The following is a 6,370-nucleotide window of genomic DNA, read 5'->3' as shown; positions in this document are numbered from 1 at the left end:
CCAAGGCTCGGTCCTAATTCATGGTAGAATCACACAAGCAAAGTCTATCTTGCTTAACACAAAAATAAATTTACCCTTTTTAGGGGATAATATCATGTCCAGTAGCATCGGAGCGTGTATAAAATTAAGGTGACACTCTTGATAAAACCTTCTGCCTCCTGCCTCCTGCCTCCTGCCTTCCTTCCAGCAAAGTCTAATTATTCAACCGGACATAATATAAAAAGCTGTCGAGGGATGGCGAGGTCTCCTCGCTATATCCAATCACCAAGAGAAAAAGAATATTCTTGATATCAAGCCTCTTTATTGCACGAGGTACTGATAACTGATAACTGATAACTGAAATAACCATGTCTAATGCCTCTGAAAGTACTGAAAACAACCCTCAGTCTTTGCCACTTCATGAGCTGCTCTCCCGTTTATTGAAATCAGAAAAAACCTCTCATCGGCATCCCTTGCCCATTATGGGAACCATGCAAGACCTCAATGATACCTTGGAGGCATCTCCACTGTTAGATTTGATCAATGCTAGTTTACGGGGAATCGGTCAGGTAGGGTTTGCTAATAATCCGGTATCTGGACTACTCATAACTCTAGCAGTTTTTATTCAATCGCCCTGGACAGCCTTGATGCTAGTTGTGGGAGTTCTTGTAGCTACCTGGACAGGCTATTTGATGCATCTTGATCGCCCCAGCGTTCGCAATGGTATTTTTGGTTTAAATGGAGCCTTAGTCGGGCTAGCTTTAGGAACTTTTGGCGCTTGGAGTAACGGTACTGGAAACTGGCTGTGGGTACTTGCCGCGATCATTTGTGCTGCCCTCAGCACGGTGTTAATGGAGTATCTGGGGAAGTGGATGGCAGTCAATCTAGGATTGCCCTCTATGGGAGTACCATTTCACATCGTCACCTACAGTTTTCTAGCAATTGCCCTCTACGTTCCGCAACCCTTTTTTCAATTAGGCGCACCACCACCGTTTCCTAATCCGGCTGAGTCTCTAGATGGGGTAAGCATTTTGTCCGCTCTCATCAGTGGCATCGGTCAAATCTTTTTTTCAGGCAACTTAGTTTCTGCTCTATTAATTATTATGGCCTTAGCCTTGTGTAGTCCTATGGGAGCTTTAGTTGGGTCTCTTGGGTCAGCTATTGGTCTGTTTGTTGCCATTCTAGTGGGGGTAGACCTGAATATGGTGTACGCTGGTCTATTAGGATACAACTCAGCCTTAACGGCAATTTCTATTGGTGGTATTTTCTATGTGCCTAATCGAAAAAGCATTATGTTTGCCTGCGCTGGAGCTTTTGGAGCAGCAGCGTTTGGCTGGCTGCTGAATCTGGCGATCGCTCCCTTGGGACTGCCTATTTTAGCTGTTTCATTTCACCTGGGTACTTATGCCTGCTTCTTGATTTTACGGCGATCGAGTTCCTCCTTAGTACCTATTGCTCCTTACGCCATTGCTTGCCCCGAAGATCATCGATTCCGCTACCTTACAGCCAAAGAAGCGATTTCGACTTTCCGTCGCCAGTTGCAAGGAGCTATGGCAGGACAACATCATAAAATTTTCTTTGATCGGGCGCCCCAAGAAATAAAAGGCAACCTGCGTTACATCTTTGATGCCATAGACCGCGATCGCAGTGGTAGTTTATCTTTGGAGGAACTCAGGCATCACCTTCAGCAAGCGGAACATCCCCTGAAGAATGAGGAACTAAACTTTCTCTTTTCCAGCATGGACGTGGATAACAGTGGCGAAATCGACTTTGAAGAATTTGGGGAACTATTGCTGCGCCATCGTCGTCTGATGTCGAGATTTGATGAGTTCGCCACTTACTTTATTCCTATCGATAAAAATGGTAATGGAGTCCTGGAAGTAGAGGAAATGAATGTAGTTTTAGCCAGTGTGGATGAGCCTCCCCTTTCAGAGGATGAAGTTACCTTTTTGCAACAGCGAGTTGGAGGTAAAGACCTTACTTGGGAAATCTTTCTGGAATTGTTGCTAGTGATTTAGATGAATAGGCAAAGACTATTTGTTATTCTTTTTTTATTCTAAATAGGGCTTGCTGATTAAATCTAAAAGCATTGACATATAGAGGTTTTAGCATTTTTTAGTTAAAAAAAGTCCAAGTTTTTAGGTCGTAATGGTTCAAAAAATTAGCATTTTAGGCTCATAGTTGCGCAGAATAATCAAGGGATTATTTTTTCTCCTACCTCCTCTATAATTCCCATTTCTCCTGTCTTCCCCTCCCCTCCACCGGAGGGGCTAGGGGTGGGTTGGGAGGGGGAGGGGCGAGGGGTGGGTTGTCTCCTACCCTTACCCATAAGACTTTTTCAGCAAACCCTAAATATATACGGCGCTCTAGCTTGCGTCATTGCTGGGACGGGAACTCGACTAATATTGTTTGTTTTAATGCCAAAGATGTTGGGAAAAAGCTTGCATCAGATTGAGTAGGAGTCTGATAGGCACGGACTAAAGTTAAGTTATACCAATTTGATAAATGTTTGCTACAAATAGCTAGGGTATTTCTTAGAATCCAGAATTCAGAATCCAGAATTCAGAATGGATATATTTAATGCAATTCTTGATGTTTTAAGGTATTTTTTTCGTCAAATAGACTTTATTCAAAAGTTTATTTATGACTCTTATTATTCGTAACATTCTTTTTTCAAAATGGTATTATACCTCATAATCATAACTATTGCGATTTACTTTATCAATTTTGTAGAGGCGGAGGTGTATTAGACATCTCCAGTAATAAGAAATAAAATCAATTCTCGTAAATAAATCATCAATTATTTCCCCCTATTCCCTACTCCCTGCTCCCTCTTTTCCGGATAGATGTATTGAAAAAAAGCTAGGGTTTTCTAACTCACTTCCACTTCATTCCCATTCTGAGGTTAATAGCTGGGTATTTGAGCTGTGGTATGATTTATTTTTTATTCCCCAAAAAAAAGGGAATTATTGCATAAAATACTATATTATACTTAGTAATAGCTAATATATAAATAATAGTTAATATATATATGGATATATGGATCGAGAAGAAAATTCAGACCCTATCAATTTAGATTTTGTTCTAAAAGCTATAAACAGCAAGCTGCTCGAAATAGATCGTCCTCCCCTCAATAATGTAGAAAGGATAGTTCTCCAAGGCATCTGGAATTATCAAACCTATAACCTAGTAGCTGAAGAAGCAGGTTATAGCCCTGGTTATCTGAGCAATGTTGTAGCTCCTGAACTATTTAGACGAATTTCTGATGTTATGAGTGAGAAGGTAACAAAAAAAAACTGTCGGGCACAGCTTGAAACATATTTTACCTCAACAGCAACATCAAAAAAAACCATTCCCAGGCAAAATGCTATAACACTTTCTGCTGAAATTAGGCCAGTGATGTCACCAAGATTTCCTTGTGGGGCTATATCTCTAGATTCACCATTTTATATACAGCGATCTGATATTGAGAAGCAAATATATACAGAAATTGAGAACCCAGGAGCTTTGGTAAGGATCAAAGCGCCACAAGAAATGGGCAAAAGCTCCCTCCTACTCCGTGTTATGGACTATGCAAATCGTTTAAAATATCACACTGTTAATTTAAATCTACAACAGGTAGAGCAAGATGTTTGTAGCGATATTAATAAGTTTTTACGCTGGTTTTGTGCTAATGTTACCCGTCAATTAGGCATGGAACTAATGTTAGATGGCTATTGGGATGAAGATATTGGGTGTAAAATTAGCTGTTCTCTCTACTTCCAAGATTATTTACTAAATTCAATTGATGCGCCCATACTTTTAGCTTTGGATGAAGTGAACCAGATTTTTGAGCATCCGGAAATAGCAAAGGACTTTTTTCCCTTGTTACGTTCGTGGTATGAGGATGGCAAAAGACTCCCTGTATGGCAGAAATTGCGTTTAGTAGTAGTTCACTCAACGGAAATTTATGTGCCTCTACAGCTTAAGCAGTCACCTTTCAATGTAGGGTTGCCAATTCAGCTACACAGTTTTTCCTTGGAAGAAGTGGTAGAATTAGCTAAATATTACAAACTTGATTGGAAAGATGAGAAAGAAGCAAATCTTTTGATAGCTATGATAGGAGGACACCCTGCATTAGTACATCTTGCTATTTATCATCTTAGTCAACGGGATGTAACACTCACGGAACTCCTAAAAACGGCTCCTACATCGACGGGAATTTATTCGAGTCATTTGCAGCGTCATCAAGTAAAATTACAGGATGAGCCGGAATTAGCGATCGCTTTGAATAAGGCTATACGTAGTACTAAACCTATATTTCTAGAACCTATTCAGGCTTACAAGTTAAACAGTATGGGGTTAGTGAAGTTAGATGGAAATAAAGTAGCTATCAGTAATCAATTGTACCGAAACTATTTCCGGCAAACATTAAAACTAATTTGATAGCATAACAATTGAATAAAAAAATATTCCATCTGAGTGCCATTGCCAAATCTTTCCCCATCACCCTATCTTCCCCTCCACCGGAGGGGGAGGGGCGAGGGGTGGGTACCCACACTCTTGATATCATTACCGAAAAATTCTGATCTAAAGCCTCCCCTTTTAAGAGGATAAAAAAATAGAATATTCCTGATATCAAGCCTCCTTATTGCAGAGGTAGTGATAACTGTTAGCGTAGCTTCTCCGATAGGAGGCTAACTGATGACTAATAACTGAAATGACCTCCACATTTTCTGAATTGTTATTTTTCCGATCTGGTCTGGCAAAACTTTGAGGCCATCGGGCTACACCATTGTGCTTCTGTCAATGTTATATCATGTCCATTTAATTAGCGATGAAAAAACCTTCTCAGTTGAGCTTTTATTCTACTAATTAGGGCTTGCTGATTAAATATAAAAGTCTTTACTGATATTGGTTTTAGGCTTTTTAGATAGTGAAAAAGTACCCCTGTTTTCCCCTAAGAATGCTCAAAAATTGAGTATTTGGGTAAGAATTGGGTAGACTTGGGCCTGGGATAATTTTTCCTTTGTATGTTTTCTACAACCCCTGATTCCTCTTGACTCTTCACTACTCCCTACTCCCTACTCCTTACTCCCTACTCCCTACTCCCTGTCGAGCGCAAAAAGACTTTTTCAGCAAACCCTAATTAGCCAAAAGTATTCACTTCTTTATCTTTCAGCTTGTGATTTTATGAGGTTTATATGAGATCGTATGAGAAATTATATCAAATTTATGTGGGTTTTATAGGTTGTGGAATTGTTTAGTGAAAGTTATCTTAGGTAATGTAGCTAAGAAAAATACCAAAAAGGAGTATTTTCTATGTGCAACTATTTTTGACAAAGGCAACAAGGAACATAAAATCTAGATAATTTTTAGCTGATAGCGCGTTAGATCGCCTTAATGGTGTTAGGTTGATCCTGCGGTTCGGCTACACTAATTAGGAACTAATAGAATATGTCTAATTTAACTACCAATAATGATGAAAAAATTTTTAGTAGTAGCTTAATTGTTATTGCTATATGTTTTGCGATCGCATTTTTTGGTTTTGGTTATGTTTTAGTAAAGTTACCAGAAATAACACCAGAACAAATAGAAATTTATCAAAAAGGAACCGCCTGTATTCAAGGAGGTTGGAGATATGCCTTAATTCTGACTCACATTTTAACTTTTGTACTCATTCCTTTAGCAATGAGAATTTTTTACCAAGCATTAAATAACATTATATTAGATCCAAAATTAGGCACAAAAGCTGTTTTTGCTTCCCAATTAGGGCTAGCTTTTATTATGGTATCTATTGCTTCGGAGATTGGTTGGCACGTAACTCAATGTTGGTATTACCAGAATGATTTTACGATGCTGAATTTCATGTTTTACTTTTTCTTGATTTCTGGATTTGCTTTGTGGGCAAATGGTTTAAGTAAAGACACCAATACAATAACTAATGTAGTTAATATCGTTTTTGCCCTTAGTTTATTAGCTGTTTCCATTTTGTATCCCATAGGTTATCAAAACCACGATCCTAGTTTCAAAGTGCCAATTTATATTGCTTTAACTTTAGTTTTTACTGTACTTACCTATCGAGGATATCAACTTATTCAAGATTGGAAAATTATCTTCTTTCCTATATTTTCTGTAGGAGTAAATCTATCATTTGTTTTTCTTTTAGATAAATATGGAGGCACCCCGGAGCATCCTCAAATTGTTTATAATGCCTTATTTCATATTCTCCACGATTTGGCTGGAACTTTAGCTGGAGTTGCTATTTTTACTTGGTTAGTTTATCAGAAAGGAATTCTTCAAACTCAAAAAACGACAAGTAATGAAACTCAATTATCTGAATCACAGATATAAATCTTTTTTTTCACTTTTTCATTTGTCAAAAATATCAGAGTAAATGAGGTAAAAAATG

3 protein-coding genes are annotated in these 6,370 nt (G+C 38.4%); all 3 read left to right on the top strand.

Annotated elements, in window-relative coordinates; all coding sequences use genetic code 11:
- Positions 1-347 precede the first annotated feature (347 nt).
- The 3 genes from F6K54_RS38215 (at position 348) to F6K54_RS38205 (ending at position 6,312) form a co-directional block, all read left to right on the top strand.
- Positions 348-1,997: an urea transporter gene (locus F6K54_RS38215; protein WP_293089302.1), complete on the top strand. Its 1,650-nt coding sequence runs from the start codon at positions 348-350 to the stop codon at positions 1,995-1,997.
- Positions 1,998-3,018: 1,021 nt separating this feature from the next.
- Positions 3,019-4,404 (top strand): AAA-like domain-containing protein, encoded by a 1,386-nt coding sequence (locus tag F6K54_RS38210; protein WP_293089300.1) that lies wholly within the window; start codon positions 3,019-3,021, stop codon positions 4,402-4,404.
- A gap of 1,011 nt (positions 4,405-5,415) precedes the next feature.
- Positions 5,416-6,312 carry a hypothetical protein gene (locus F6K54_RS38205; protein WP_293089298.1) on the top strand — a complete coding sequence of 299 codons (897 nt, stop codon included), beginning with the start codon at positions 5,416-5,418 and terminating at the stop codon, positions 6,310-6,312.
- Positions 6,313-6,370: the final 58 nt, after the last annotated feature.

This window comes from Okeania sp. SIO3B5 (assembly GCF_010692555.1).
Taxonomy (GTDB): Bacteria; Cyanobacteriota; Cyanobacteriia; order Cyanobacteriales; family Microcoleaceae; genus Okeania.
The sequence above is the reverse complement of the archived record's forward strand: the minus strand, read 5'-3'. Positions and strand labels throughout refer to the sequence as shown.

Excerpts from the sequence above, each read along its gene's own strand:
- F6K54_RS38215 (WP_293089302.1), top strand. The coding sequence starts at position 348 with ATGTCTAATGCCTCTGAAAGTACTGAAAACAACCCTCAGTCTTTGCCA.
- F6K54_RS38210 (WP_293089300.1), top strand. The coding sequence starts at position 3,019 with ATGGATCGAGAAGAAAATTCAGACCCTATCAATTTAGATTTTGTTCTA.
- F6K54_RS38205 (WP_293089298.1), top strand. The coding sequence starts at position 5,416 with ATGTCTAATTTAACTACCAATAATGATGAAAAAATTTTTAGTAGTAGC.